Below are 25,648 nucleotides of genomic sequence, written 5' to 3'. Positions count from 1 at the left end.
CCTGACATCCGGCGAACAGCTGGCCCGTTCTGGCACAAGAGGCCCCGTCAGCGCCGGAGCTGGCTCGCGCACCGGAAACCCCGCGAGGCGCCTCAGCGCGCCGCCAGCATCCAGGCCGGCGCCCACCAGTAGCAATGGATCAGCCGGCGGTCGACGCGCTCGAAGCCGGCCTCGTGCAGCAGCGCCGCCCAGTCGTCGATGGGGTGCTCGAACGTGGTGCGGGTGGCGCCGCGGTCCACGTAGCCGAAGAGCACCGGCATCAGGAAGCCCTCCGCGACCGTGTCGAGATCGGCCCCGGCGTACTCGGCCAGCCCTTCACGGTAGCGCGCGAGCACGTGCCGCGCGGTGTCCGGCGAGAGCGGCTCGTCCATGCGCGGCGCGTCGAACTCGGCGACGAGCAGCAGATCGCAATGCGCGCGCGCCCAGCGGAGAAGGGCTGGCCTCTCGGCCGGAGCGATCGCGTGCAGGCAGAAGGTCGCCTGCGCCACCGCCCAGCGCCGCGGCGCCATGCCGGGGTCAGCGGCGAGATCCTGGAGTCGCCCGCCGAAGGCCTCGAAGTCGACCCCTCGCGCCGAGAGCGCTGCGGCGCAACGCTCGAGCAGCGGCGCCGCCGGCTCCGCCACGGTGACCCGCCGAACCGCCGGCGTCAGCGCGGGCAGGAGCGCCAGGCCATCGCCGGCGCCGATGTCGAGCAGATCGAACGGCGCCTCCGGGTACTGGCCGGCGAGCGCGGCGCTGGTCTCCCGGTAGAGCGGCACGTTGCCGCCGCCGCGGATGAAGGCGGCGAACCCCTCCGCGGACACGTAGACATTGCGCTTCCCCTCCCGGGCGACCCGCGCGAGGTGCGCCGCGGCCGCCTGGAACAGCGTGTCTCCCGGCGAGGCCGCCGCGGCGCGGGCGGCGAAGGTCGCGGCGTCCGCGTAGCGCTCGTCGGAGAACGCCAGCATCGCGAGGTAGCAAAGGCCTTCCGGGGACGGCGCCGCGACGGCGGCCGCCGCTGCGTCGAGCCCGGCGGCGCGATGGCGATCCCAGATCCTGTCCAGCATGACTCTGTCCCTTTTTCCATGGGTTTCCGGCGCGGAAGCTCGCCTCCCGACAGGCTACCTCGCGGGCGAGTCTCGGGTCCAATCGCGCGGCCACCAGATCGCCGCTCTTCGGCCGGAAGAAGCGCACGGCGATCTCGGCCTCACGGTGGCCCAGATCGGCCACCTCGTAGCTGGTCAGCAGGTGGAGCGAGACGCGCGGGTGCCTCTCGGCGAGCGCCGGGAGCACGCGCGGGATGACGCCGTGTACGGCGATCGACTCGGTGAGCGCCAGTCGGACCAGACCCTCGGCCTCCCTCTCGTGGCCGCTGGCCTCGCGCACGCGCCTCCCGGGAAGAGCGAAGTCCCGACTCAGATGATCAGCAGGAGTTCGAGCTCGCTGTCCTTTCCCGGCGCGCCCCCCGCGGGCACGTGAGGCGCGTTGACCGGCGCCAGCCGGAGCGCGCCCAGCGGCCGCGGCCCCGAGCTCCCCGGCGGAGGCCCGCCGGCGCCGGCCGCGCCGCGGGCGGCCTCGCCGTGCGCGCGCTGCGCGCAGCCGGCGATCGCGGCGCGCACCGCGCGCAAGACGCGCTCCGTGTCGAGCCCCCCGGGCTCCTGAGCCGCCCTGGCGAGGCTCTCGTCGATGCAGGCGGCGCACGGGGCGGAGGTGGCCGCGAGCCGCACCACCAGCGTCGCCTCCAGGCGACCGAGCTCTACCATGTTGAATGGCACCGTGAGCGCCTTGCCGCGGCCCCGGCCGACATCGACGCTGACGAGGAGGGTATCGCCGTCACGTATCACCATGGTTTCCCGGGGAGGGCGGCCACTTACGCGCTCTGGCGCAGGCTCACGAAGACTTGTGTTGACAAGGATCCACAGGCGATCGGAGCTCGCCTGTCCGCTCTTCTCCGCAGCGTCGCTGGTGCGGCCTTCTGCCATTCTCACGCCCTCCGAGGAGGCGAACCTACAGCCGTTGGAGGCGGACGGCGATGGCCCTTCCGGACAGACAATGTCCGGAAGGGCGCGTCCGCCGAGGACGCCGCCGCGCCCGGTGAGCGCGGCGAATACGGAGGTCCTCACCGCGTCCGTTGCGCCGTCCGGCGCGAGGCGGTAAGCACAGCCGGAGGGCGGAGCGTGGATGAGCCGGAGCGGCGCGACGAGGACCCGGACCAGGGCGCGGGCGAAGCCGGGAGCGAGCGCGCGTCGCTCGGCATCCTGTTCCTCGCCGCTGCGTTCGCGCTCGCGCTCCTGCTGACCGTCGTGGCGCTCCTCGCGTTCGCGGCGATGAGCCCGCGGTCGCCGTCGCCGGTCGAGGTCGGCGCCCTGGTCGGCGCTCCGGTCGACGCTCTGGTCGACGCTCTGGCCGCGCTCGACCGGAGGGGCTAGCCGCAGGTCTTCTGGACCACGCCGAGCAGCGCGCTGAAGTCGACGGGCTTCTTCAGGTAGGCCGTGCCCTCGGGCGGGCCGTCGTGGCCGGAGACGATGGTCACCGGGATCGCCGCGAGGGCGTGCACCTGCTTCAGCGCGGCGAGCATCTCCTCGCCGGTCATGATCGGCATCATGAGATCGAGCAGGATGAGCCCGGGCGGCGGGTCCGCCTGGTGCAGGAGATCGAGCGCCTCCCTGCCGTTGCTGGCGCAGTAGACATCGTAGCCCGACGACTCGAGCATCTCGCGGAGCATCTCGCGGAGCTCGGCGTCGTCGTCGACCAGGAGGACGGGGGCGCGCGAGTTCGGGGGAATCGGCGTCACGCGCGGCCCGTCGAGCCCGTCGGTTGGCCAGGGTTCACTCATCGCTGTTACCTCTTCCAGACTGCGCAAGCATGCAGGAGCGATAGCAGGCGAGCACCGCGCACGCATTGCATGCCCTCAGCATCGTCGGATCTTCTCCGGACATGGTTCCGGGCTACGCGGGGGCGGCGCCGCTCCGCGCCGAGCAGCGGGCGAGGGGCGTGGCGGGAGCACGGGCACCGCGAGCGAAGCCATGCGAAGCGCCGAGGGTTACGGGAGTTGCGCCGCGGGTCAAGCCTCTCCGCTCGCCGACCGCGCGGGCGGCGTGATCGGCGCGGCCGCCGCGCTCCGGCGGCGCGCGCCGCCCGCGAGGCCGGGGCCGCCTTCGACCCCCTCGCCCTCCGGCGCTCCGGGCCGGAACCCGAGCGCGCGCGCCTGGGCAGGGCGGGTGTGGCGGCGGCGCCAGACCACGGCGTCGAGCATGTAATGGGTCGCCTGCGGCAGCGCGAGCAGCGGCACGAGCAGCGCCCGCGCGCGGGGCCCGAGGAGCGGCTCGTCCCCTGTCCGCGCGCCGCCGAAGAGCTCCGGCCGGTCGTGCCAGACGAGCCGGTCCCAGAGCATCTCCTCGACGAACGCGAGCGCCAGCGCGACCCCGAGGAAGGCGAGCAGCCCGGCGGCGAGGACCCGCGCGAGCAGCGAGCGCGGCGCCTCGCGGGCCCGCTCCCGGGCGTACGCGAAGACGAGCGCCATGTACGGGACCCCGTGGACGATCACGTTGGTGACCGTGAACTGGAAGTCGCTGTCGGTCGCGACGATGCCGACGTACCACGTCGCCGCGGTCGTCGCGACGACGACGTGCTTGCCGAGGTTGAGCGGCGCGCGGTCGACGCAGGCCCGCTGGATCGCGCGGGCGACGTACGCGACGGCGAGCGCGGCGTACACCGCGCCGAGCGGGCCCACCGCGGCCGCGAGCCAGGGCGCGCTCACGAAATCGCCGTCCACGAACCACTGGAACGCGCGCGGTTGGTGAGCGTGCGCGTGCCAGTAAAGGAGCGGCCACCCCGTCGCCGCGTAGACGAGCGCGTCGTCGAGGAGGCGATCGAGGCGTGAGCGCTCGCCCGCGAGCGCGCGGTAGATCGCGACCCACCCGACCTGCTGGCGGACGAAGTGGATCACGGCCACGTAGGCGAGCGCGCGCCAGAAGGTGAGCTCGGAGGCGAGGTGGAGCGCGACGCCGGCGGCGTAACAGGCGAGCGGGACGCCGGCGTAGAGCGCGGGGTGGCGGCGGAGCTCCTCCGGATCGAGGTACGTGCGGAAGAGCGTCGTGTGCACGTGCGCCACGTCGACGCCGACCACGAAGAGCAGGAAGCCCCAGGCCGGGAGCGCGCCCCCCGTCGAGAGCGCGGCGAGGGCGAGGGCGACCGCCGCGGAGCCGCCGAACACGGCGAGGTCGACGCCGCGGCCCCACATGAAGCCGCCGCGGGCCGCGCCGGGGGGCCCGGCCGGCAGCGCGCCGAGGAGGTCGGGCCCGGCCGAGGCCAACGCCGAGACCCGCGCGTCAGCCGTGGATGGCCGCGGAGATGATCCAGGCGAGGCCCAGGATCACCGAGCCGATCACGATCGCGAGCGCCGTGTTCTGGTCCTCCTCGATCTCCTTGCGGATGGAGAAGGGGGTGAGCTTCGTGATCAGCATGAACGCCAGCAGGAAGACGAGCAGCCCGACGGCAACGAAGACGAGCGTTCCGATCACGGCTTTGATCAAATTTTGAACGTCGGGCATCGGCGGTTCTCTCTGAGCGTGGGGCGGCGCGGGGCGGCGCGGGGCGGCGCGCGGCGCGCGCTCGTGACGTCGTGAGCTCGGGGCGTGAGCCTACGCGAGTCGGCCGGCAGGGTGAAGCGCGGTCGCTGCGCCGCGTCGCTCCTCGACGCGCGCACCCGGGCGGCGACGTGCTATCGCCCTGCGGTGTCCACGACCGTGAGCCGAACCCTGCCCCGCCGCTCCCTCACGGCCGCGCTCGTGGCGCTCGGCCTGCTCTGCGCAGGCGCGCCCCACCTCGCCGCGGCAGCGCCTCCGTCCGGCAAGGCGGCGCGTGCGCCCGCCGGCAAGGCGGCGCGCGGCGGGGGCGCGCCGAACGGCAAGGCGGCGCACACGGCGGGGGCGCCGAGGCGCGCCGCGGCGGCTCCGGCGGAAGCGCCGCTCGATCTCGCGTTGCCCGTCGAGCGGGTCACGCTGAAGAACGGGCTGCGCGTGGTGCTGAGCCCCGACGAGAGCTCGCCCACGGTCGCGGTGGCCGTGACGTACGACGCGGGCTCGCGCGACGAGCCGAGCGGCAGGAGCGGCGTGGCGCGCCTCGTGATGGAGATGATGGCCCGGAGCAGCCGCAGCCTGCCGGCGGGCGAGCCCCGGCGCCTCGTGGCCGAGCGCGGCGGCGAGCTCCACGCCGAGGCGGACGTCGATCGCACCACGTTCACGGCGGCGCTGCCCGCGAACGAGCTCGCGCTGGCGCTGTGGCTCGAGGCCGATCGCATGAGGGCCCCCGCGCCGAGCGCAGAGGGCTTCGAGGCGCAGCGCAGGGACGCGCTCGAGCGCCGCGGCGCGGTCCTCGGCGCCGCCCACGGCCAGGGCGCGATCCGGCTCCGCGAGCTCGTCTTCCAGGGGTACTGGCCCCACGAGCACCCGGCGCTCGGCGAAGCGGACCATCTCGCGGGCGCGGAGCTCTCGTGGGCCCGCGACTTCCACGAGGCCCACTACGGCCCGAACAGGGCGGTGCTCGCGATCGCCGGCGGCTTCGACGCGGGCGCGGCGATGGCGCTCGTGCACGAGTACTTCGACGGCATCCCCGCCGTCGCCGCCGCGCCCTTCAAGGACGTGCCGTTCCCCGAGCAGACGAGCCAGCGCACCGGCGTCGTGAGGGACAGCGCCGCCCGCGCGCCGTCCATCGTCTACGGGTGGGCCGTGCCGCCGCGCGAGCACCCGGATCACCACGCGCTCGCGCTCGCGGCCGCCCTGCTCGGGCGCGGCGAGAGCTCGCGGCTGAAGGCGCTCCTCGTCGGGAGCAAGGCGGTCGCGCGGTCGGTGCGGGTCGCGATCGACGGCCACCGCGGGCCCGATCTCTTCTCCATCGACGTGCGGCTCGCCGAGGACGTCCGGGTCGGCGACGTCGAGAAGCTGATCGAGGGCGAGATCCGGGCGCTCGCGACGGCGGGACCCTCGCAGGCCGAGCTGACCAGGGCGCGCCGGCTGCTCCAGTCGGCGTTCGTGGCGGGCCTCGCGGACGCGAGCGCGCGGGCGCGGGCGCTCGGCGAGCACGAGCTCCTCTTCGGGGACGCCGCCCACCTGAACGGGGAGCTCGCGCGCTGCTTCGCGGTGACCCGGGAGGACGTGCAGCGCGTCGCGCGCGACCACCTCGGCCCGACGCGCCGGACGATCGTCGAGACCTATCCCCCTGCGATGCCGGGAGCCGCCTCGCCGCCGCGCGCGTCCGCCCGCGCGCCGCGGGCCGGAGGCGGGGCGCGCGCCGCGGCGCCGGAGCAGGACGCCGAGGTGGCGGCGCCGGGCAAGGCCGCAGAGAAGGCGGCGCCGGGCAAGGGCGCGGGCAAGGCCGCGCCGCGCAAGGGAACGGACAAGGCCGCGCCGGGCAAGGGCGCGGGCAAGGCCGCGCCGGGCAAGGGCGCGGGCAAGGCAACGCCGGGCAAGCGCCCGGCGAAGGCGCACGGCGGGGCGAGCCGGCCCGCGCCGGATCCGGCGCCGACGAAGCCGGCGAAGCCCACGAAGAAGTGACGCGAAGAGGCGAGCGACGGAGAACGCGTGACGCGATGAACGAGCGAAGCGAGCGACGCGACCTGCGCGGGCGACGGACCGCGCGCCCCTGGCTCTCCTGGACCGCGGCGCTCGCGGCCGCCGTGGCGTGCGGCTGCGCTGCTGGGCGGGCGCCGCAGCCGCCCGCGCAGGCGGGCGCGCCGGCGAGGCCCGCGCCGGCGACGTCCGCGCCGGCGGCGCCGCCGGCCGAGGCCGCTCGCGGGGAGCAGCCGCCGCCGTCCGGCCCCGCGAAGCCCGCGCGCATGCCCGCGATCACCTGGGCCGAGCTCCCGAGCGGCCTCCGCGTCGCCACGGCGGTGAGCCGCGCGCTGCCGCTCGTGGAGGTCCGGGTGGTCATCCGCGGCGGCTCCGCGGCCGACGGCGAGCGCACGGGGCTCGCCGCGCTCACGGGCGAGCTCCTCCTGCGCGGGGGCGCGGGCGGCCTCCCCGGCCGCGAGCTGCTCGCGCGCGTCGAGTCGCTCGGCGCCTCCCTGCGGGTGGACACCGGCCTCGACGCGACCGTGATCGGGCTGCGCGCGCCCAGCGATCGCCTCGCGGAGGCGGCCCTGCTGCTCGGGCACGTCGTGCAGCGGCCGCGCCTCGACGCCGCGGAGCTCGCCAAGCTGAAGGCCCAGGCCGCCGAGGCGGCGCGGGAGCGCGCGCGCTCGGACGGCCGCTGGGGAGCGCTGATGGTCCTCTTCCGCGACCTCTACGCGCTCCCGACCGAGCTGCACCCCTACGCCTCGTTCGGCGCGACAGCGGCGGAGCTCCCGCTGATCACCGCGGCCGACTGCCGCGCGTTCCACGCGGCGTGGTACGTCCCGAAGAACACCGTGGTGGTGGTGGCGGGCGACACGACGCCCGAGGCCGCGCGCGCGGCCGTGGAGAAGGCCTTCACCGACCGCCGCGGCGCGGAGCCGCCGGCGCTCTCGTTCACCGATCCGGTGCCTCCGGCGTCGCTCAAGATCACGATCGTCGATCGCCCGAAGAGCGCCGAGAGCGAGCTCTTCCTCGGCGTGCTCGGCCCCGAGCGCAGCGCCTCGGAGTGGCCCGCGCTCGCGGTCGCGGGCGAGGTCCTCGGCGGCAGCGCCGGGCGCCTCTCGCAGGAGCTGCTCGAGCCGCGCGGGCCGGCGCGCGAGGTGTCCGCGGCGCCGCTCGACGTCGCGCACGGGCCCGTCCCGCTCCTCGCCCACGTCCGCGTCCCCGCGGCGCGCACGGGCCTCGCCGCGCAGGCGATGCTCGAGCACGCGGAGCAGCTCGCGGCCGCGGCGCCCTCGCAGGAGGAGGTCGATGCCGCGGCGCGGCGGCTCGCGGCCGGCCTCGGCCTCGGCCTCGGGACGGCCGCCGGGCTCGCGGACGAGATCGCCGTCATGCAGGCGCTCGATCTGCCGGACGACCACCAGGAGAGCTACCGCAAGGAGCTCCGGGACATCACGCCGGCCTTCGCCGGCAAGGTCGCGCACGACGACGTGCGGCCGGCGCACGCCGCGATCGTCGTGGTGGGCGACGCCCAGGCGATCGGCCCGATGCTGAGCCGCCTCGGGGACGTCAAGGTGGTCGACCCGACCCGCGCCTTCGAGCGGAAGCGCACGATCCCGCGGGACGCGGGCGCCTCGCCGCCCGGCGCTGGTCGCGCGGCGCCGGCCGAGGAGCCGCAGTGACGGCCGCCGGGCGCCGCGCCCCGCGCGCGGCGGCGCGTGGTCCAGCGCCCGCGACGCGCGCCTTCGCGCTCGCGGCGGGGCTCGCGGCCGTGTCCTCCCCGGGCGCCGTGGGGGCGCAGCCGAAGCCTGCGCCGGCGGCCCCAGCGCCGGCGGCGTCGGCGGCGTCGGCACCCGCGCAGCTCGACGGCGCGACGTACGACTACGAGCACCCGTCTGCGCACGCGAGCGGCGCCGCCGAGCAGGGCGCGGCGCAGGCCGGGGCTGCCGCGCCCCCGGTGCCGCCGGAGCGGCGCTGGCGGGGTCGCGCCTTCGTGCACCGCCTCGCGGCCGCCGATCCCGCGCGGCCGCTGCCGATCCTCGTGTTCCTGCACGGCACCAACGAGGCGCGGATCGAGCACCGCTGGATGGGGGGCGGCCAGGAGGGCGACGTGCGCCGGATCGCGGCGCAGCTCATGGAGGCGGGCCGGATCCCGCCGATGCTGGTCGCCGCGCCGAGCGCCGTGCTCCCGGCGGCGGTCGCCGTCGCGCGGACGAGCTGGCCTGCCTTCGATCTGGACGCGTTCCTCGACGCCACGGCCGCGCGGCTGCGCGGCGTCGCGACCCTCGACCGAGCGCGCGTCGTCGTCGCGGGCCACTCCGGCGGCGGCTGCAACAAGGCGGGCGGCATCGCGACCGCGCTCCGCGCGTCCACCCCCGTGCACGCGGCGCTCGTGATCGACACGTGCATGGACGCCGACATCGCGCTCCCGCTCGCGCGCTCGCGCCCGACCACGCACGTCGTCGTGTCGTGGCAGACGATGACCTGGGCCAAGCGCCCCATCGCCGACTTCCGCCGCGCCTTCCAGCGCGGCGTCGAGGCGCACCCTGCGGCGCCCGGCGTCCTCCGCGAGCTCGAGCCGCTCGTCCCGACGGAGCCGATGCCCCACGACGCCATGGTGCCGCTGGTGCTGCGGCGCTGGCTGCCGCCGCTGCTCTCGCCGGACGCCGCGCCGAGCGTGCCCTGCGTCTCGCCGTGACCGTCCCAGGGCGCGCCGCCGCATGATTTCCCTGCGGAGCGGTCGTTGCCGATCCGCGCGTGAGTGAAGTCGGCGGGGCCGCGCGCGCCTCAGGCCGCTCGACGGTCGCGCCATGCGGGCAGGCTTGGCTGTCCTGGTCGTGGCCAGACCCAAAGCTTCGTGCGCGGTGGCGCCGGGCTTGCATCAAGACGGCGGCGCAGGTGCAGCCATGGCGCAAGAAGCCCCCAAGCCGGCCGAGAAGAGACGGCCAAAGCATGTACGTAGCCCCCTGAAAGACGTCGCGCCGAGCCGCCCCAGGGGACTGCCCGCGCAGGAGGATCGAGAGCAAGCGCCGAAGGCCGAGAAGGATCGCTCGCCCGCGTCACCTGGCGAGCGATCGACCCAGGCGCCCCACGGAATGCCTTCGCGTGGGCACGAACCGCGCGGCGGGCACGACCGGAGCGAGCGGCAACGCCGGAGCAGCGCCGAGCAGGCGCATGGTGATCGTGAGCTCGCTCAGCAGCTTCGCGTCGATAGCCTCCGCTGCTCGACGATGGCCGGCTCCGGACACCCGACCTCCAGCCTGTCGGCGGCCGATCTCATGGCGGTGCTCCTCCGCGACCACCTCCGCTGGGACCTGAGCCATCCGGAGAACCCGAACAACGATCACCTGATCTTCTCGAAGGGCCATGCCTCCCCGCTGCTCTACGCGATGCTCAAGGCGGCGGGCGTCATCTCCGACGCGGAGCTCCTGTCGTACAGGCGCTTCGGGAGCCCGCTGCAGGGGCACCCGGTGCCGACGCTCCCCTGGGTCGACGTGGCGACCGGCTCCCTGGGTCAGGGTCTCCCCATGGGCGTCGGGATCGCGCTCTCCGGGAAGTACCTCGAGAAGGCTCCCTACCGTGTCTGGGTGTTGCTCGGCGACAGCGAGATGTCCGAGGGATCCATCTGGGAGGCGTTCGACCACGCGCGCCACACGAAGCTCGGCAACCTCATTGCCATCCTCGACATGAACCGCCTCGGGCAACGCGGACAGACGCCCCTCGGCTGGGACTCCGCGGCCTATGCGGCGCGCGCCCGCGCGTTCGGCTGGCGTGCCCTGGAGATCGACGGCCACGATCCAGCCGCCATCTCCGGCGCCTACGCCGAAGCCCTCCGCGCCTCGGACGCGCCCGCGCTGATCGTCGCGCGCACGGTGAAGGGAAAGGGCGTGTCCCTCGTCGAGGACAAGGACGGCTGGCACGGAAAGGCGCTCGACAAAGCGCAGTGCGCGACGGCGATCGAAGAGCTGGGCGGCGTGCGCGACATCGTCGTCGCGCCAGAGGCGCCTGCGCCGGGTGAGCCTGCTCCGCGGCCCACCGCCGGGCCGCTGAGGCTCCCCATCTACGAGCGCTCCACGGCCGTCGCGACGCGGAGGGCCTACGGCGACGCGCTCGAGGCGCTCGGCGCTGCGCGCGCGGAGATCGTCGCCGTGGACGCCGAGGTCAGCAACTCGACCTTTGCCGAGGAGTTCGCGAAGGCTCATCCAGATCGCTATTTCGAGATGTTCATCAGCGAGCAGCAGATGGTGGCCGCGGCCGTGGGGCTGAGCGTCCGGGGCTGGTCGCCCTTCGCGTCGACGTTCGCGGCTTTTCTCACGCGCGCCCACGATTTCCTCCGGATGGCCGCGGTGTCGAGGGCCAATATCCGCGTGTGCGGCTCGCACGCGGGCGTATCCATCGGCGAGGACGGCCCGTCGCAGATGGGGCTCGAGGATCTGGCCATGATGCGCGCCATCCACGGGAGCACCGTGCTCTACCCGTGCTGCGCCAATCAGGCCGCTCGGCTGGTGGCTGCCATGGCCGACCAGAAGGGTATCGTCTATCTCCGAACGACGCGCGAGAAGACGCCCATCCTGTACGATGCGACCGAAGCGTTCCCCATCGGCGGGAGCAAGGTGCTGCGCGAGACACCCCACGATCGCGTGACGATCATCGCCGCCGGCATCACCGTCCACGAGGCGTTGAAGGCCCACGCAGAGCTCGAGGCGAGCGGGCTCTCCGCTCGAGTCCTCGACGCGTATGGCATCAAGCCGATCGACGCCGCCGGCATCCGCGCGGCGGTGCAGGCCACGGCTGGAAACGTCGTCGTCGTGGAGGATCACTGGGCCGAGGGCGGCCTGGGCGACGCCGTGCTCGAGGCCTTGGCCGGCGAAGAGCCCGTCGTCGCGCGCGTCGTCCACCTGGCCGTGCGGGAGATGCCCGGCTCGGGTACCCCGGCCGAGCTCCTGCGTGCGGCGGGGCTGGACGCTTCCGCCATCGCTGGCGCAGCGAAGCGCCTCCTCTCCGGCGAAGCACGCCGCGCGCGATAGCCCTGGCCTCGCGCGACGCGAGCGCGCCGCGGCTCGGTCGCCGGCCGATCGTGGCACGACGCCAGCGCCAGGACCGACATGCCCTGCGTCTCGCGGTGACCCGCCCGGCACCCGCGCGGGTGCCGGGGCGGAGGCGCGGACAAAAGAAAAAGAGGAGCGCCCGTCCGACGGTGTGGGGGGGGAAACCGTCCCTCAGGCGCTCCGGTGGTAGGGCTATGCAGGAGCTGGGCCAGGAGTCTCCTGATGCGAGTCCGTGAATTTACGTAGGCACCGTACCGGCGAGGCTTTCGTTTCTGGTATGGCGGCTTTCGTTCCTGAAGCGCAGGGGCGCCGTCTTCGCGTTCCCGGGCGTTGCACGGTGGCGCTCGGCAGGGCGCCTGGCCAGGCGAGCGCTGCGCCTGAGCAGCCAGGCGAGCGCTGCGGCTAGGCAGGGCGGTAGGGCGTGCCGGCAATGGCTCCGACGCGGCGCGTCTTCGCCACGCGCCTCGCCTGCTGCCGGATGTGCTCGACGGCCTTCTCGAAGAAGGCCTCGGGGGAGGCCTTGCTGACGGTGATCTGCTCTCCGCCGATGAGGACGACGAGGAGGCCCCTGTCGGTCCTGCCCACCGCGAAGAAGTCGACGGTGAACGGCAGCTCGTCCTCGACGGTGAGGGACAGCTGGCATTTCAAGACCTCGCCGACGCCGGGCTGATTCTCGACGACGAACCGCTGCAGGAGCCCGTTGGCGTGGGCGTCTCCGGCGATCCGGTTGAGCGCCCACTTGTCCCTCGGCCAGGCCATGTGGTCACGGAGCTCGGTTATCCATTGCAAGAGCTCCTCGGCGACCTGGCCGATCGCCGCCTTGGAGGCCTCATAGGACAGCTTGATCTGCTCGTATTTCGTCATCGGGGCTCCATCGCTCTCCGGCGCGCCCTCGACGCTACCAGATCGCCGCGCCTCGCCGCACGCGGATCGGGCCCCTCGGCCTTGCCGACGCGCGGGACTCTGCGGCGCAGCGCGCAGCGCGCAGCGCGCAGCGTCGCGGGCGGCCTCGCGGTGCTCGCGCTCCCTGGTCTCCGCGCGCCGCGGCTGATGGAGCCGGCCGGGCTCGCTCAGGCGTATTGTTGCAGCAGCGCGCCGCGCATGGGGTTGTCGCAGGCCTTCACCGCCGCGCGGAGCGCGTCCCTGTCGACCGGCACCCTGTGCAGGCTGACGTTGACCGCGCCGCCTTGCGCCTCCACGGTCGCGTACTCGGCGTGGTGCAGCAGCGTCGGCGGCCCGCCGTTCGCGTACTCCTTGAAGGGGAGCCCGACGCTCCCCGGGTTCACGAGGAGCGTGCCGCGGTGCTGGCGGAGCATCTGGAGGTGCGTGTGCCCCCCGGCCATCACCGTCGCAGCGTGGCCCGCGAGGCGGCGATCGAGCTCCTCCGGCGGGGTGTTCGCGAGGAGATCCTCCATGTGAGACCGGGGCGAGCCGTGGAACACGAGGAGCGTCGCGTGAGCGTCGAGCGGGATCTCGAGGCGCGCCTGGAACGTGCGCAGGAAGCCGAGCTCGTCCGCCGACAGCTGGTCGCGGCACCAGTCCACCGCGTCGACGACGATGGGGGCCTCGGTGTAGGTGCGGATCAGCTCCGGATCCAGCATGAACTCGTCGTGGTTCCCGAGGATGCACGGGCACCCGAGCTCCTGCAGCATGTCCAGGATGGCCGAGGGCCGCGGCCCCAGCGTCGCGACGTCGCCGAGGCAGATCACCTGATCGACGCCCGTCGCCCGGATGCTGGCCAGCACGGCCCTGAGCGCCACTTCATTGCCGTGGATGTCGGATATCAGCGCGATCCGCATGGCAAGACCCCCCTTCAGCAGCCATCGAGACGTTGGAGCGGCTCTCGGCGCCTCGCGGCGTCCGATCGGCGGACTCGTGACGATAGACCATGTCCGCCGGCGCCTCCAGCCCCTCGCGCCCGGCCGGGTGCGGCGGTGCGGCGGTGCGGCGGTGCGGCGGTGCGGCGGTGCGGCGGTGCGGCGGTGCGGCGGTGCGGCGGTGCGGCGGTGCGGCGGTGCGGCGGTGCGGCGGTGCGGCGGTGATGGACACGCGCGTCACAGCCGCGAAGTTTCCCTAGTCTCCCTGCACCCGCCGGACCACGAGCGGGTAGGATCCGCGCGTGCGCGCGCTCTGGCCGGTGGACATCGTCGCCTTGAATCCCGTGTCGTGCGGCGCGGTCCTGTGGCGCATCGGCGGCGTGCTGCGTGTCACGATCCTCGTGAAGGCGACGTTTGCGCTCGGTGCGGACGGCGACGCGGCGCTCGTGGCGCCCGAGCCCGTCGAGCGCGAGGACCGCTTTCACGACGACGACCCCTCGCGGAGCCTGCGCTTCGCGAGCGACACCGCGCCGTACCTCCCCGGCGCCGGCGTCGTGCTCACCGGGCACGCGCATGCTTCGGACGCCACCGGTCCGGTGATCGGCCTCTCGGCGAGGCTCGCGCTCTTCCGCGATGGGCCGCTGCTCGACAAGACGATCCACGTCTTCGGGGATCCCGCGCCCGGCAGCATCGCGCCCACGCCGTTCCAGAGGATGCCGCTCGTGTACGAGCGCACGGCGGGCGGGCCCAGCCATCCGTGGAACCCGGTCGGCGTCTCCGAGGCTGGCGAGGGCGCGCGAGCCGACGCGCTGGATCCAGCGATGGGCGCAAGGCGAGCGCGCCCGAACCTGGTCAATCCTGCGAGCCCCCACCGGCCCGCGTGCTTCGCGCCCATCGCGCCTCACTGGGCCTTGCGGAAGCGGCTCTTCAACGGCTTCGAGCCAGGCGCCACGCGGCGTTCGGCGCAGCTCGGCTCGCCCGGCGCGGACCCCGCCGCCGCGGGGCGCGCGGAGGTGCTCCACATTCCGGAGGACTTCGACTTTCGCGCCTTCAACCCGGCGCCGTTCGATCAGCAGATCCCCTTTCTGCAAGGCGATGAGCGCATCCTCCTGGAGAACCTGAGCGCGGGGAGAGCATTCATCTGTACGCGCCTCCCCTCGGCGCGCGCTCGTGTGCGCCGCTTCCGCATCGACGCCGCGCCGGCGGGCGGATCGCAGGAGATCCCGCTGGTGGCCGACACGCTCGTCATCGACGGTGATCGCCAGATCGCCTCGCTGGTGTGGCGGGGCAACTTCGCGACGGAGAGCGAGGAGGCGCTCCAGGGCATCCGCCTGTTCGCGGGTGTCGAGACGCTCAAAGGGACCATTCCGTGGCCGGAGCGCGGCGCGTCGCTCCCCGGGGCCCCTGCGGCGACGCGCCGGAGCTCGGCGCCTGCCGTTTCTCTCCCCAGGCCGATAGCGGCGCCGGCCGCGCTGGCGGAGACCGGCCCCCTCGAGAAGAGGGAAAGGCCAGTGCTCCCCTTCCGTGATGCGCCTGCCGCGCCGCAGGCTCCTGCCGATCTCGCCGTGAGCGGAGGCATCACGGGACCGCTCGGCCAGAGGATGCCGATCCCCGAGGACAGGCTCGCGGAGGTCGGGGCAGAGCGGGCGCAGTTCCCGGTGGCAGCGCCGGGGACGAGCGCGTCGCGCGGGGAGGACCCCATCCCGGGCGCGCCGTGGAGCCCGATGGCCGCGCCTCGGCTCGTCAGCCCCGCTGGTGCCGGGGGCTCGCAGGCCGGGCGCACGCTGGTCGACTCGGGAGATCCTGAGAGCGGTGTCGTGGAATCGGCGCCGCCGCTGGAGCCGCATCCCGTGGCGGCTCCTCGGGCGGAGTCATCCGGGTCGACGCTCGTGGCGCGAGAGCCATCGAGGCAGGAGGCGGTCTATCCGGCGGTGGAGGTGGCACCGCCGGAGAAGGTGAGTCCGCAGTTCAAGGTGGCGCCGCCGGCGCTGGCCGAGGTGGCGGTGCCGGCGAGGGTGAGTCGGCCGCCCGAGGTGGTGTCGCCGGAAGCCGTATCGCCGCCGGTGACGAGCGAGCCGCTCGTTGGGCTGGAGGCGCGAAAGCGCGCCGAGGCGAGGCTCGCTGAAGGAGGCGATTTCAACGGAGACGACCTGTCGGGCGGTGACCTGTCGGGGCTCGACTTCAGCGGGCGTTCGCTCGCGCGGTGCGCGCTCCGCGGCGCGAGGCTCCGTGGTGCCCGCCTCGCAGGGACCAGCCTCGTCGAGGCGACGCTCGACGAGGCCGACCTCCGCGGCGCGGATCTGTCTCGCGCCGATCTCACGAACGCGCGCGCCGACCGCGCGGAGCTCGTCGAGGCTTCGCTCGAGGAGGCGGACCTCCGCGGCGCCTCGCTGCGCGGGGCGAACCTGGAGCGAGCGCGGCTCGCTCGTGTCCGCGGCGACGGCGTGATCCTCTCCGCGGCGAACCTGGCAGGCGCCGACCTGGAGGATGCGCGCTTCGTGGGCGCGTCGTTCGCCGGCGCCAACCTGCGTGACGCGAAGGCCGATCGCGGCGATTTCATGTCGGCGCGGTTCGACCGCGCCGATCTCGGCGCAGCCTCGTTCTGCAAGACCCGCCTCGTCGCCGCGGTGCTGGCGCACGCGAAGCTCGATCTGACCGATCTCCGCGGCGCCAACCTGGAGCGTGCCAATCTGCATGGGGCCTCGCGGAGGCGGGCGAAGATCGCGGGCGCCAACATGAAAGAGATCGACGAGACGGCGCCGGTGAGCCCGGAAGATCCCGAAGGCTCGTGAGCGATCGAGGGGCAGGGTACGATCGGGGAGGCGACCGGCACGCCGTACCGGTGACTGCGGCGGGGCCGGGCCGGGTGACGGCTCGAGGCGCGCCGACACCTCCCTTGGCCAACGCCCTCAGGGCGCCAGAACGAGCACGTTGGTCACGCTGGGCACGATCTTGGCGCCAGGCGCATTGGTGTTGTTCTGGATCGTCATGCTGGTGAGCCGCGCGAGCGGCATCCCCCCGACCACCACGGTGAACGCCCCTGTCACCGTGCGTGCAGGGCCCATCACGGTGCCAGACGCGACGCCGGTCGCCAGGCCGGCGTTATCACCGTTCGTGAGCATGGGCATCGTCGCCATGTTGTGCGCAGGCGTGCACGTCATGAGGACGTTCGGCACGAACCCCACGTCGGTGGGATCCATCGCGATGTTCGGATAAGGCACCGGGACCGGAGCCGGCGCAGGTGGGGCCGGCGTGAGGCACACGTCGGGAAACGCCAGGCACATGCCGCCAGCGCTCGTCTTTGCCAACATATCGGGATCTCCTCTCTTTTGCGTAGCGGTCAGCCGAGGTGGATCTGCTCGCCATCGACCTTGGCGAGGACACGGGCCGAGATGATCGCGTTCTCTCCGCGAATGCCGAACAGGTTCTGGGCGCGTAGATCGACGGTCCCCGCGCGTGTCTGATCGATCTCCTCCACGAAGCGGAACACGCGCTTGGCGCGCTGGGTCAAGCGGGTGAGGATTGTGTCGGCCTCCTGCGCCACGAGCGCGATCTTCGTCACCTCGGCCTGCACGAGCCGCCCGAAGAAGCCAAGCTCATCGATCGCGATGGCTCCCTTCTTGGCGCGCACGTGCACCTCGGCGCCCGTCATGGCCACCTCGCGGGCGCCCACGATGTCGACGCGTTCCGACGCGCAGACCGCGATCCGCCCGCCTCGCGCCTGCACCACCAGATCGCCGTCGGTCGCGAGCTTCGTCGGCGCGCCCTCGCGGCCATCGAGCACGGCAAGCACATAGACCCCCTCCGGCTCGATGGCGCAAAGCACCTTGTCCCCGACGTCGGGCGCGACGAGGCAGCTCTTCGCGCGTCGCGCCTCGCAGCTCGACGCGCCGAGGCGTACCACGAGCGTCGCGCCGACCCGCTCAACGCTCCCCGTCTCGAGATAGGCCTCCGGCCTCGCAAGCTTCTTTACGGCTGTCACGGTATCAACCCTTTCTCCACGTCGTCTGTCCTGTCCCTTGCGGAGCGTCTCCTGAACGACCTGCTCCTCGCCTCGACTGCAACCTGCTTCACGTCTTCACAGGGGGCGCCGCGCCATGCCTCGGCTGCCATCGTTCCACCCTGGCCAGCTCCTCGTCATCGCCGAGCCACCCCGAGAGCAGCGGCAACACCGCGCCGTCGCGCTTTGCGAGATGGAACCGGGTTCGATACAGGCCGGCTCCAGAGAAATCGGCGGCCGACACGTCGGCGTGCGAGAAGTCCGCCTCCCGGAGCCTGGCATCGACGAACCGCGCTCCAGCTGCCAGCGCGCGACCAAAGTAAGCTTCCTCGAGGAACGCGCCGGAGAGGTCCGCTTTCAGCAGCTCGGCCTTCTCGAACACCGCCTGGGGGAACTGGCCGTTCGAGAGGCGCGCTCCATGCAGCTTCGCCTCGCCGAAGAAGCACTGCGGCCCCCTCGCGCCTTCCAGCCGGGCTTCGCGCAGGTCGGCTCCCATGAAGTTGCATTGCGCGCAGTCTGCCCCGGCGAAGCTCGCGCCGGCGAGATCGCTCTTCATGAACTGCGTGCGAAAGAGCTTCGTGTCGGCGAAGCTCTTCGGCCCGAGCCTGGCCTCGACGAGCGTGGTCAGCGCGAGGTTCGCGGCGGCGAGATCGGCAGTGCGGAGATCGGCCCGGAAGAGCGTCGACTTCTCGAGGTTCGCCCCGGCGAAGCTCGTCCGGTCTGCGTCGATGTCGACGAGGTTCGCGCGATCGAGGTTGGCGCCCGCGAACGACGCTCCCCGGAGGGAGGTCTTCAGCCAGCTCGCGATGGGCGCCTCGACGAGCGCGAACGACGCGCCGTCCGCGGCGCACTCGACGAAGGCAGCCGCGATGTGCCTGCCGCCGTCGAGGCGCGCCCCTTCCAGCCGCGATCGGTAGAAGCTCGCGTGGCGCAGGTCGGCGTCGCGCAGATCGCACCCGCCGAGATCGCACTCGACGAAGGTCGATTCCGTGAGGAGCGAGGCACGCAGCGCCGCGGGGAAGCGCACCGCTTCGAAGGTCGCGCCCGACAGGTCGGCGCCGTCGAGCGCGAGGCGCGACAGGTCGACGTGGCGTATCGGCTCGCCGTGCCGAAGCTTGTCGAGGAGCTCGTCTCGGTTCACGTGCCACCTCTCGTGACGTCGGCCTTCGGAAGGAAGCGCACGTGTCCGACCTCCGCCTCGGCGAACGTGGTCTGCTCGTCGCCGGCGACCCGCGACAGGTCGGCGCGGAACAGGTTCGCGCCCGTCAAATCGGCGCCCGCCAGCCGGGATTTGGAGGCGAGCGCGTCCATCAGGTTGGCCCCCTTGAGCGACGCGTCGCCGAGGTCGGTGCGCAGGAGCAGGCCGCCCTTCAGGAGGGCGCGCTCCAGGCTGGCCTCGGAGGCGTCGCATCCGGAGAGGTCGGCGCCGCGCAGGTTCGCGCGATCGAGCCGCGCGCCCTTGAGGACGGTGCCGCGCAGATTGGCTCTCTCCATGTCGGCGTCGCTGAAGTCGGCTCCGGGAAACGCTGATCCGTGCACGACGACGCCTTGCTGGAAGCGCGCTTCTCGGAACGAGACACCCTCTCCACGACAGGCGACGAACGTCGTTTTGCGGAGCGTGGCGCTCGAGAAATCGGCCCCGTCGAGCGTGCTCTCCACGAGGTTCGCCTCGGACAGGTCGGCGCCCGTGAAGCGGACTCCGGACAGGTCGACCTTCAGCAGGTTGCATTGCCCGAGCGTGGCGCCCGTGAAGTCCGCGCCGCCCGGCTTCGTCTCGAACCAGTCGGCGCCTGTGAGATCCGCGCCGGAGAAGCGCGCCCGCTCAAGCTCGGCGCGGCTCAGCACCGCCTCCTTCAGGTCGACGCGATCGAGCGATGCGCCGCGCAGCGCCGCGCCGCCCAGGTTCGCGCCGCGGAGCCGAGCGTCGGCGAGGTTTGCGCCAGCCAGGTTCGCCCTGGCGAGCACTGCGCCCTCGAGGTTGGCCCGGGAGAGATCGCAGCCCGAGAGGTCGGTCGACTCGAGGAAAGCGCCGGAGAGGTCCACGCCGGACAGGCACATTCCCGCGAGGTTCGCGCCCGTGAAGTCGCGGTTCGCCAGGGACTCGCCCACCTCCAGGGCGAGCCCGATGACCACGCGCGCGCGCTCCGAGGCCTCCGGCTCCATCGCCGCGGCCGCCGGCTGCAGGTGCCCCATCCGCCGGTACATCTCGACCAGACCCCGCTCCTGCTCCTCGATCTGGGCGTGATATCCCGGGTCCGCGAGCGTCTGTTCCACGTCGTCCAGCACGACGCCCGCCTCGCGCGCCTCCGCCGCCATCGAGCGCAGCGCCGTGAGGTGCGCCTTTGCCGAGAACTTGGGCGGCCCTGCGCCCTCCTTGGCCGCCTTCTCCATGGCAGCATCGAAGTCCTCGCCCATCTCGGCCCAGGCTCGTCTCGCCTCCTGGCGGGCCTGCGCCTCCGTTGCTCTGGCTCGCTCCATCAGCTCGTCGGTCCTCAGGGACGCGGCCTCGACATAGGCGGCGAGGGCATCGAGGTCGTCTGGCGGCGGCTCGGGCAGGGCGGGTAGCTCCTCGAGGCCGTGGTCCTTCGGGTCGAGCCCTTCGGCCACGATCCTCGCGCGCGCCTCGGCGAAGCTTCGCTCCTGGCCCCGACGCAGGTTCTGGGCGGCCAGGTTCTCGCTCTTGACCCAGCGTCCCATGTCGCCAAGATCGATGTTGGGCGCGACGCCCGACGCGCGCGGCGGCATGAGGTCGCCGTCGGAGATCTCTGCGACCGCGCCCTTGTCTTTGTCGAGGCGCCGCGCGAGGGCTGCCTGGTAGTGCTCGATCGGGCGCGGCGAGCCGGGCTCCTCGCACGCGCAGAGCAGGTGTACGATGTCGGCCGCGTCGTCCTCGGCGATCGCGAGCACGCCGTGGAAGATGACGACGCCGAGCTCCTCGGCGGGGAACACCCAGACCGTGTCGGGCCGCATCGGGATCTCGAGAAAGCGCTCGCCTTCCGGGGTGTGGTGGGTGACGAACGATCGCGTCACGAGGTCGGGCAGCCGCCCCACGAGGCGAGGCTTCTCGGGGTGCATGTTCTCGATGAGGATCTCTTCGTCCCCGCGAAAGAGACCATCGAGCCACTGATCCTCGGGCGCCACGTTGAAGAAGGTCGGATCCGCGTCGGCGGGGATGCCCGGGAAGTGCTCGTCGAGCCAGCGCTTGTCGTAGGTGCCGGCGCGTCCCCCGCGCTGCGCGAACGTGATGTCTAGCGGCAGAAAGCCGGCGGGCTCCGGGCGCTCCGACGGGGAGCGGATCATGGCGCCGTACTGCTCGACGTTGGGCATCGGGTACACGGAACGACCGCCGAGATCGAGCGGCTCGTAGCCTTTGCCGTGAGGGTTCCTGTCGTAGCCGGCCCCTCCGAAGGCGTGCGCCCAGTCGATGCGCAGGGCGGTCATCGGCGCGGGCTCGGTCGGCACGCCGTCGCACCACGTCCGGTCGCCGACCACGGCGAGGCGCTTGTCGACGCTTCCGATCTGCGCCCTCACGTACGAGGCGCGGGTGGGCACGCCGCCCGGGGCGTGAAAGCTGCCCGCGACGAGCAGCTCGCCGCGCGTCTTGGCGAAGCCTTCGTCGATGGCCCCCTGCTCACCGAGCGCGCCGGTGACGATGCGCCAGAACGACAGCTCGTCGACGAGCGCGCGAGGGCTCGTGAGCGGGAAGCCCAGCATGGCGGTCACATGGAAGTAGCACCGGCGCCGGAACTCCAGCACCCGGGTGAGCATGGGGACCTTCATGGGCTTGACGATCTTCACGGGACCTCTTGTCGAGCGTGGGTCTGAGAGAGACGATGACCTGTCGAGCCCCTCTGCGCCTGCATCGATCAGCTGCGGTAGGGCGGGCCCTGCGGGCGCCGCAGCTCGCGGATGTGCTTGCCGTCGACGGGGAGGCGCTCCTTCAGGTACAGCTCGACGTAGCCACACTGCTGGCACGCGTACGCTTCGAGCCTTCCGCTGGTGCCGTCTGGGCCTAGCTTACCGGTGACCGCGAGCTGAAACTGGAGTGCTTTCTCCTGGCTGCCGGGGTTCGGATCGTTGTTTCCCACGTACTCCACGTACCAGAGGGCCGTGCAGAGACATTTGGGGCATGTTCCCGTCGCTTTCATGAAGACCTCCGTCGCGAGCTGGTTCAGGTGACTTCCGGCTCTCTTAGCCTAGCTTCGTGATCGCGGCGTTCAGCATCCGCGCTGCCGAGTTCCAGGCTTCCGTTCCGGATTTTCTCATGTTGGCGCCCAATGTCTCGAAGAGTGTTGCGTAGTTCAGTTTGTTGGTGATCCAGTATTCTCCCTTGTAACCACCCTTCGCTGCCGCGTATGCGGTGAATTCAACCTTGAGGTTATTGCGGGCAAAGTTGATCCCGGTGAAGTCCGCCTTCTGAATGCCGAAGGAGTTCTTGGAGCCGAACGTCTCAATGTAGAGGTTCGTGTGCTTGTGCACCTTGTTGGGCGCGTCAAGCGTCACCTCCTGGGCCTTGAGCGTGATCTTCGTCGGGCTCTCCACGTGGATGGTCCCGCTCGTGCTCTCGATCCTGATGTCGCCCTTCACGGTGTGTGACCACGCCCCCTTGATGTCCGCCGTCCACCCCAGCTTGACGTCGGTCTTCCACGATCCGTAGTCGTCGTGGTTCTGGCCGCTGATCTTTTGCAACCAGCTCCCCAGCACATCCTGCTTGCCGCCGGCCTCGATGGTCTGGGTGAACCCGCCGTGGATGTCCTGCGTCATGCCGCCGCTCTCGACCTTGTCGGTCCGGCCCGAGCGCACCTTGATGTTCTGGTGGCTGTTGTAGAATTCGTTCGAGTCGCCGTCGACGTTGATCGTGTGGATGCCGACGTAATGGATGGTCGCGTCGTCGCTGACCTCGACGTAGTACTTGCCGCCGACGTTCTGCCACCACTCGCCGCACACGTTGAAGCCGGCGTTGCCCTCCGTCGAAACGTAGAACATGCAGTCGACGGGCTGCATGTCAGGGTTCGCGTCCGGCGTCTTCGGGGGCACGACGAACGCCTGGTGGGTGGGGCCGCCCATATGGACGTTGGTCGCGCCGACGGGAGTGAACAGGTCGATGTGCTGCTTGCCCTCGAGGTCCTCGACGACCATGTGGTTGCTGCCGCCCGTGCGCAGCACGTTCTGGGTCAGGTTGCGGCTCGTGACCGTGCTCGGCCGGTGCGCGTTCGGCACCACGCCGGCGATGAACGGCCGGTCCGGGTCGCCGCCCTGGAACGACACCATGACCTCGGTCCCCTTGCGCAGCGGGAAGTGCCAGCCCTCGACCGTGCCGCCGTGCGGCTGCATCATGCGCAGGTATGTCGACGTGGCGCCGTCGGGCAGGTCGCTCGCGTCGAACTTGAGGCGGAGCAGGTAACGACCCATGTCGTCGATCTGGGCATACTGGCTGTCGCCTGGCCCGTCGACGACGCCGTTCTCGAAGCCGTAGATGCGTGGCCACGGCGTCGCTTGCGGCGCCCTGAACTGCACGTCGGCCGGGATCGCCACCACCTCGACGCGGTACGTCTCGTCCATGGCCATCCCCGTGAAGCGCGTGATGTCGAACGAGCCGCCCGTGATCGCGGCCGCGTGCCGCACCTCGACGGCGAGGTAGCGGGTCGGCACGTCCGAAGGCCCGTCCTCCAGCTCGAAGACGTAGCCGGCCCGCAGCCCTGTCGCGTTGCCGGTCGCGTGCAAGGTGAGCTCGCGGCACGCGATCGACTCCGCCTTGACCTGGGCCAGCCGCGTCGCCTCGTCCTGCGTGAAGACGCGGTAGCCGTACTCGCGCACCTCACCGTGGCCGCTCTTCGACACGGCGTGCTCTCCCGACACCGAGGCGGCCGGGTTCGCGTAGTTGTAATCGTTGATCCGCACCGCGGCCGGCAGCGCGCTGAGATCGACGTGCACCTCCCGGAAGCACTCGCCCGCCGACACGTCGTGGCTCGAGGTCGGATGGTAACGAACCCGCCCGTTGCCGCTCAGCGGCTCGTGCTGATCCTTGCTGTCGACGATGACCATGACCTCGGCGCCGCCGTCGTCGACCGGGTGCTCGAAGTGGTAGTAGAGCCCCTCGCGCTCGAGCCACCGATGGGTGAAGTCGAGGTGGCTCTCCCGGTATTGACAGACGAACTCCTCTTCCGGATAGCGGTCCGTGTCGACGCTGAACCGGAAGTCGCTCGTCGTGAGGCCGCCGTGCGTGAGCGTCTTCGTCAGGAAGGCGTCGATCTTGCTCTTCGTATGGACGAAGCTGCGCACCGAGTGGCGCTGGAGCCACAGCCTGGGCACGAGCGACCCATGGTAGAGCGCGCGGTCGGCCGACTCGCGCAGCAGCCGGAGGCGCACGAACACGCCGTGCCAGCACATCGGCGGCGAGTCGGCGCCGCGCTGGAGCGTGAGCGTCGCCGGAGCGTTGATCGCGGCGCGGACGTCCGTGCCCGCCGGCACCGTGAACAGGACGTCGAACTCGAACGGTCGGCACAGCGCCTCGGTGCCCTTGAAGCCGACGGCACGGGCGGCCGGCAGCGCTGCGCAGTGCATGGCAAGAACGTCCACGCTCATGAGCTCCCCACCAGGTTGTGGTCCACCCGAGGCCCCCTTGAACGCAGCGGCCGCGCGCGGACGATGTCGCGACCGCGAACCCTACACAGAAGGACGCCCGACGTGCAAGGTCGTGGATGTCACCGCACGACACCGTCGCGTGGTGGTACCCTGGCCGAGCGAGGAGGCGACGCCGATGGACGCGGATCCCGAGTCTGAGCTCGTGGGGCACCCTCGTCCGCGCGACGAGTCCCGGCATCCATGGACGTTGGCCCAGCACGTCTTCCACGTTAACGTGATCCCAGCGCTGTCACGTTCACGGGGAACCAGGACAGCGTCTCGCTCCGGGGGCCATCGAACCCGGAGCGGTGGCGTCGAACGAGCAAGATGCTCACCAACACCGCATCGTCATCCGCACATGAAATAGGCGGATGTTTCGGCAGAGATCTGTCACAACCGCGCTGTCGACATCGACCGCCTCACGTGGAACGACATTACCGATCGTGAAGACAAGGATCTTGCGCCCTACCGCCTCACCCGCTGGGCGAGCGTGCTGCTGGACGCCGGCCTCGTGATGCTCGCTTTGCTGCTCGTCGGCCCCTTCATCGCTGCCGCCCGCCGCAGGCGCGCGCTCGAGCGCGCGCGCTTCGAGCTGGAGGTCGAGATCGACGCGCTCGAGTACAAGCTCCGCCTTGGCGGCATGCGGAGCCCAGGCGACTCACCGTATCGATGAGCGCCGCAGGCGCTGCCGGACAGGAGCGCTGCGCGAAGACATCTCGACGGGGCCAGGTGCTGGGCGACCAATCCCTCGCCCTTGAGCCGGCGCCCCATGTCACCCAGGCCCATGTCTCATGCAGCGCTGGTCGCGCCCGACCGCGAGAGCGCCTTCGGATGTAAGGCATCATGCAGATTTGCCTGCGAGAACCGATCCGGGAGTAATGCAGTATACAGGGCTGCCTGCTGGAATCGACTTGATAGTAGTTCATCACACGGAATTGCCTGCGAGAGGAGGCACCCGATGTAGCGCGATATACAGAGCTGTCTTCTGCGGCGCTCCTACGCCCTCCTGTGGAGGCAAGGCTGCCTGATTTTCCACCGCCCGGATCGCGCCGCCGCGCGCTGCGTAGAGCACCGTGTGCGTCACGAAAGGCACCGCCGTGGAATCCTGCTCGCGTGCGCGCGAGCACTCGATCAACTCGACCTCGGGCAGACTGAGCGCCCCGTGGCACGAGCACATGTTGAGGCGCTGAGGCGGTATGGTGGTGTCGAGGGTCGACCAGCACGAGGCATCGGGGCGCCACACGGCGCCGCGGGCGGCCAGCCAGGCATCCTGGTCGAACGGCTTGTTACCCGGCGCGCTCGGGTTGGTGTTCAGCCCGGGAGCCGGCGATGCTGCCCCCGCACCAGCGGTCGACGGCGGCGGCGCTCCCGGGCTCGACGACCCGGTGATGCCCGGGCGTGCGGCGTCGAGATCGAGATCGACCGGGCCGGCCCCGGCAGTGGAGGCGCTTCCGGCGGGCGAGGCCGACGCCGCGGGCGCGCTCGTGGTGGTGGTGGTCGACGAGCCCAGCTCGCCCGGCGATGCGTCGCCCTGGCACTTCCGTTCTCGATGACAACCCGGCTGAATCGCTGCGATGATCGCCGCGAGCACGACGAGGGAGTGCGATGCGACGGCGCGTTTCACGAGCT

The 25,648-nt window shown here is 72.1% G+C and carries 21 protein-coding genes; 7 read left to right on the top strand and 14 right to left on the bottom strand.

What is annotated here, in order from left to right:
- Nucleotides 1–92 precede the first annotated feature (92 nt).
- Together ACSRUE_RS06150 and ACSRUE_RS06145 are read right to left on the bottom strand one after the other, a co-directional pair.
- A complete protein-coding gene (locus tag ACSRUE_RS06150) occupies nucleotides 93–1,046 on the bottom strand; it encodes a class I SAM-dependent methyltransferase (RefSeq protein WP_441290202.1) in 954 nt (317 codons plus the stop codon).
- A gap of 348 nt (nucleotides 1,047–1,394) precedes the next feature.
- Entirely contained in the window at nucleotides 1,395–1,826 is a 432-nt protein-coding gene (locus ACSRUE_RS06145; RefSeq protein WP_441290201.1) for a hypothetical protein, read from the bottom strand.
- Nucleotides 1,827–2,156: 330 nt separating this feature from the next.
- On the opposite strand from ACSRUE_RS06145, the gene ACSRUE_RS06140 reads away from it, so the two are divergent.
- Nucleotides 2,157–2,408, top strand: coding sequence for a hypothetical protein (locus ACSRUE_RS06140; protein WP_441290200.1), 252 nt, complete (start codon nucleotides 2,157–2,159; stop codon nucleotides 2,406–2,408).
- Here ACSRUE_RS06140 and ACSRUE_RS06135 read toward each other — a convergent pair.
- From ACSRUE_RS06135 to ACSRUE_RS06125, 3 genes are all read right to left on the bottom strand, one after another.
- A complete protein-coding gene (locus ACSRUE_RS06135; protein WP_441290199.1) occupies nucleotides 2,405–2,815 on the bottom strand; it encodes a response regulator in 411 nt (136 codons plus the stop codon). The two genes, ACSRUE_RS06140 and ACSRUE_RS06135, sit on opposite strands and share 4 nt — an antisense overlap.
- Nucleotides 2,816–3,043: 228 nt before the next feature.
- The gene (locus ACSRUE_RS06130) at nucleotides 3,044–4,294 is read right to left on the bottom strand and encodes a hypothetical protein (RefSeq protein WP_441290198.1); all 1,251 of its coding nucleotides are present in this window, start codon (nucleotides 4,292–4,294) and stop codon (nucleotides 3,044–3,046) included.
- 16 nt (nucleotides 4,295–4,310) lie between these two features.
- Complete coding sequence (locus tag ACSRUE_RS06125) at nucleotides 4,311–4,502, bottom strand: DUF350 domain-containing protein (protein ID WP_441290197.1); 192 nt, start codon at nucleotides 4,500–4,502, stop codon at nucleotides 4,311–4,313.
- Nucleotides 4,503–4,616: 114 nt separating this feature from the next.
- Between ACSRUE_RS06125 and ACSRUE_RS06120 the strand changes: the two genes are divergently transcribed.
- The 4 genes from ACSRUE_RS06120 to ACSRUE_RS06105 all read left to right on the top strand — a co-directional run bounded on the left by ACSRUE_RS06120 (nucleotide 4,617) and on the right by ACSRUE_RS06105 (nucleotide 11,557).
- Nucleotides 4,617–6,533, top strand: coding sequence for an insulinase family protein (locus ACSRUE_RS06120; RefSeq protein WP_441290196.1), 1,917 nt, complete (start codon nucleotides 4,617–4,619; stop codon nucleotides 6,531–6,533).
- A gap of 35 nt (nucleotides 6,534–6,568) precedes the next feature.
- Entirely contained in the window at nucleotides 6,569–8,212 is a 1,644-nt protein-coding gene (locus ACSRUE_RS06115; protein WP_441290195.1) for a M16 family metallopeptidase, read from the top strand.
- Nucleotides 8,209–9,228, top strand: a complete 1,020-nt coding sequence (locus tag ACSRUE_RS06110) for a hypothetical protein (RefSeq protein WP_441290194.1) — start codon at nucleotides 8,209–8,211, stop codon at nucleotides 9,226–9,228. Before ACSRUE_RS06115 ends, ACSRUE_RS06110 begins: the two co-directional genes overlap by 4 nt.
- A gap of 397 nt (nucleotides 9,229–9,625) precedes the next feature.
- On the top strand, nucleotides 9,626–11,557 hold the full coding sequence (locus ACSRUE_RS06105; protein ID WP_441293062.1) for a transketolase: 1,932 nt from the start codon (nucleotides 9,626–9,628) through the stop codon (nucleotides 11,555–11,557).
- Between the two features lie 423 nt (nucleotides 11,558–11,980).
- Here ACSRUE_RS06105 and ACSRUE_RS06100 read toward each other — a convergent pair whose 3' ends face one another.
- Nucleotides 11,981–12,442 carry a hypothetical protein gene (locus tag ACSRUE_RS06100; RefSeq protein WP_437763089.1) on the bottom strand — a complete coding sequence of 154 codons (462 nt, stop codon included), beginning with the start codon at nucleotides 12,440–12,442 and terminating at the stop codon, nucleotides 11,981–11,983.
- A gap of 206 nt (nucleotides 12,443–12,648) precedes the next feature.
- Nucleotides 12,649–13,377 carry a metallophosphoesterase family protein gene (locus ACSRUE_RS06095; protein ID WP_441290193.1) on the bottom strand — a complete coding sequence of 243 codons (729 nt, stop codon included), beginning with the start codon at nucleotides 13,375–13,377 and terminating at the stop codon, nucleotides 12,649–12,651.
- Between the two features lie 320 nt (nucleotides 13,378–13,697).
- On the opposite strand from ACSRUE_RS06095, the gene ACSRUE_RS06090 reads away from it, so the two are divergent.
- Complete coding sequence (locus ACSRUE_RS06090; protein WP_441290192.1) at nucleotides 13,698–16,187, top strand: DUF2169 domain-containing protein; 2,490 nt, start codon at nucleotides 13,698–13,700, stop codon at nucleotides 16,185–16,187.
- A gap of 117 nt (nucleotides 16,188–16,304) precedes the next feature.
- On the opposite strand, the gene ACSRUE_RS06085 is transcribed toward ACSRUE_RS06090, so the two are convergent.
- The 6 genes from ACSRUE_RS06085 to ACSRUE_RS06060 form a co-directional block, all read right to left on the bottom strand.
- On the bottom strand, nucleotides 16,305–16,706 hold the full coding sequence (locus tag ACSRUE_RS06085) for a DUF4150 domain-containing protein (RefSeq protein WP_441290191.1): 402 nt from the start codon (nucleotides 16,704–16,706) through the stop codon (nucleotides 16,305–16,307).
- Between the two features lie 29 nt (nucleotides 16,707–16,735).
- Nucleotides 16,736–17,377, bottom strand: coding sequence for a DUF3540 domain-containing protein (locus ACSRUE_RS06080; protein WP_441290190.1), 642 nt, complete (start codon nucleotides 17,375–17,377; stop codon nucleotides 16,736–16,738).
- 88 nt (nucleotides 17,378–17,465) lie between these two features.
- Nucleotides 17,466–18,536, bottom strand: coding sequence for a pentapeptide repeat-containing protein (locus ACSRUE_RS06075; RefSeq protein WP_441290189.1), 1,071 nt, complete (start codon nucleotides 18,534–18,536; stop codon nucleotides 17,466–17,468).
- On the bottom strand, nucleotides 18,533–21,193 hold the full coding sequence (locus ACSRUE_RS06070) for a DUF2169 domain-containing protein (RefSeq protein WP_441290188.1): 2,661 nt from the start codon (nucleotides 21,191–21,193) through the stop codon (nucleotides 18,533–18,535). The genes ACSRUE_RS06075 and ACSRUE_RS06070 overlap by 4 nt, the downstream gene beginning before the upstream one ends.
- A gap of 68 nt (nucleotides 21,194–21,261) precedes the next feature.
- Nucleotides 21,262–21,543, bottom strand: a complete 282-nt coding sequence (locus tag ACSRUE_RS06065) for a hypothetical protein (protein ID WP_441290187.1) — start codon at nucleotides 21,541–21,543, stop codon at nucleotides 21,262–21,264.
- Nucleotides 21,544–21,586: 43 nt separating this feature from the next.
- Nucleotides 21,587–23,959: a type VI secretion system Vgr family protein gene (locus ACSRUE_RS06060; protein WP_441290186.1), complete on the bottom strand. Its 2,373-nt coding sequence runs from the start codon at nucleotides 23,957–23,959 to the stop codon at nucleotides 21,587–21,589.
- 571 nt (nucleotides 23,960–24,530) lie between these two features.
- Between ACSRUE_RS06060 and ACSRUE_RS06055 the strand changes: the two genes are divergently transcribed.
- Nucleotides 24,531–24,692 carry a hypothetical protein gene (locus tag ACSRUE_RS06055; RefSeq protein WP_441290185.1) on the top strand — a complete coding sequence of 54 codons (162 nt, stop codon included), beginning with the start codon at nucleotides 24,531–24,533 and terminating at the stop codon, nucleotides 24,690–24,692.
- A gap of 252 nt (nucleotides 24,693–24,944) precedes the next feature.
- On the opposite strand, the gene ACSRUE_RS06050 is transcribed toward ACSRUE_RS06055, so the two are convergent.
- A complete protein-coding gene (locus ACSRUE_RS06050) occupies nucleotides 24,945–25,643 on the bottom strand; it encodes a hypothetical protein (protein WP_441290184.1) in 699 nt (232 codons plus the stop codon).
- Between the last annotated feature and the right edge of the window lie 5 nt (nucleotides 25,644–25,648).

The sequence above is a fragment of the Sorangium sp. KYC3313 genome (genome assembly GCF_052075895.1).
In the GTDB taxonomy this organism is placed as follows: domain Bacteria; phylum Myxococcota_A; class Polyangia; order Polyangiales; family Polyangiaceae; genus Sorangium; species Sorangium cellulosum_B.
Note: the sequence above shows the minus strand (reverse complement) of the source record. Positions and strands in the feature narration are given on the sequence as shown.